This is a genomic window from Oribacterium sp. oral taxon 078 str. F0263 (assembly GCF_000469565.1).
GTDB lineage: Bacteria > Bacillota > Clostridia > Lachnospirales > Lachnospiraceae > Oribacterium.
The window spans coordinates 1-1,780 of sequence record NZ_KI273083.1 but is presented as its reverse complement, the minus strand read 5'-3'; the positions used below and the strand labels follow the sequence as shown (position 1 = coordinate 1,780).

Below are 1,780 nucleotides of genomic sequence, written 5' to 3'. Positions count from 1 at the left end.
CCTGCATTCTCGGAAACATGACGATGAAAACCTTGTTATGATTCCTGAAAAACCTTGAAAACACTGAACAAATTGTCATTTTGTACTTGATATATTCCTCGTCATGTTTTATAATAACTGCATAAACATGACGAGGTGATCCTATGGCAATCGTTACACAAACCGACAAGCGTTCCGGCATCACATATGCTTATGATACAGAGTATTATTGGGATAAGGACAAGAAACAATCCCGTTCCAAGCGCATATGTGTCGGTAAGGTCGATCCCGTGACCGATGAGATCATCCCCACCAGAGGCAGATCCAAAAAGGGGGAATCCAAAGCCGGAAAGCTGTCACCCAATAAGACCGGTCCCAAACCATTCTCCGAATCGAAGCATCTGTTTTACGGAGCCACATATCTTCTGGAATCCTTTGCCGACGAGATAGGTCTGACTCATGACTTGAAGCAGTGCTTCCCGGATACGTATCAAAAGCTCCTCTCGATCGCCTTCTTCCTGATCCTTGAGGATAATAATCCTCTGTACCGGTTTGAAAAGTGGCATCTTACCCATAAACATCCTTATGGACAAGATATCGCTTCCCCCAGAAGCAGCGAGTTTTTTGCCTCGATCACGGATGATCAGGTGACTCAGTTCCTCCGGCTTCAGGCCAAGCGTCGAGTGGAAGAGGAATACTGGGCATATGACAGTTCCAGTATCTCAAGCTACTCTGAGACCTTAAATCAGGTGCAGTGGGGCAAGAATAAAGAGGATGATAAACTCCCTCAGATCAACCTCCTCCTGGTCTTTGGAGAGAAGTCGGGACTGCCCTTTTATTATCGTAAGCTCGCCGGGAACATACCGGATTCCAAGACGGTAAAGCATCTTCTTGAGGATCTGGATCTCCTGGGTTTTGGCAGGACCAAGTTTGTTATGGACAGAGGATTCTACTCGGAGGATAACATCAACGGCCTTTACCGAGAGCATGTGAAGTTCCTCGTAGGAGTAAAGCTCTCTCTTAAGTTCATCAAGAAGCATCTTGATGAAGTATATGATGATATCCGTATGTTTACCAACTATGACGAAGGGATTGCCACTTACGGATATCCCGTCTCGGCGGAATGGGATTACTCGCAGGAAAGACCCTATAAAGGCGATATCGTCAAGGATAAACGCAGAATCTACATCCATTACTACTACAGCATCGAAAAAGGTGCTGATGACGAGCAGGCTTTCGATAAGCGGATCGCCAAGCTTTGCTCAGAACTGCAGGAAGGCAAACTCGTTGAGGAGCATAAGAAAGCTTATGCGCAGTTCTTTGAAGTAAAAGATACGCCGGTACGAGGCAGACGAGTCTGCCACAAAGAAGAGGAGATCAAAGCGGCTCGCCGGTATTTCGGATATTTTGCTCTTATCACCAACGAGAAGATGGATGCCTTTATGGCACTCCATCTGTATCGAATGAAGGACATCGTTGAGAAGGCCTTCGGCAATATCAAGGAACGCCTGAACCTAAGACGGCTCCTGGTAAAATCCGAGAAGAATCTCGATGGTAAGATATTTACCGAGTTTGTAGCGCTTATTCTCATTTCTCATCTTGATCACAAGATGAAGGAAGCAAATCTGTATAGAACTTACAGCATGCAGCAGCTGCTTGACAGACTCGATGTACTCGAGTGCTTCGAGGATAAAGGTCATAAGCTCAGGATTGGAGAGCTTATGACCAAGCAGGCTGATATATATGAGGCACTCGGAGCAGCGCTGCCAACCTCGTCATGTTAATCCGAGAATCCAGGATA

Annotated in this window: 1 protein-coding gene; it reads left to right on the top strand. The window is 46.0% G+C overall.

The window, feature by feature from the left end:
- Positions 1-143: 143 nt before the first annotated feature.
- Entirely contained in the window at positions 144-1,763 is a 1,620-nt protein-coding gene (locus HMPREF1986_RS01035) for an IS1634 family transposase (RefSeq protein WP_021772852.1), read from the top strand.
- Positions 1,764-1,780 lie beyond the last annotated feature (17 nt).

Coding starts and splice junctions, on each gene's coding strand:
- HMPREF1986_RS01035 (WP_021772852.1), top strand. CDS start 144: ATGGCAATCGTTACACAAACCGACAAGCGTTCCGGCATCACATATGCT.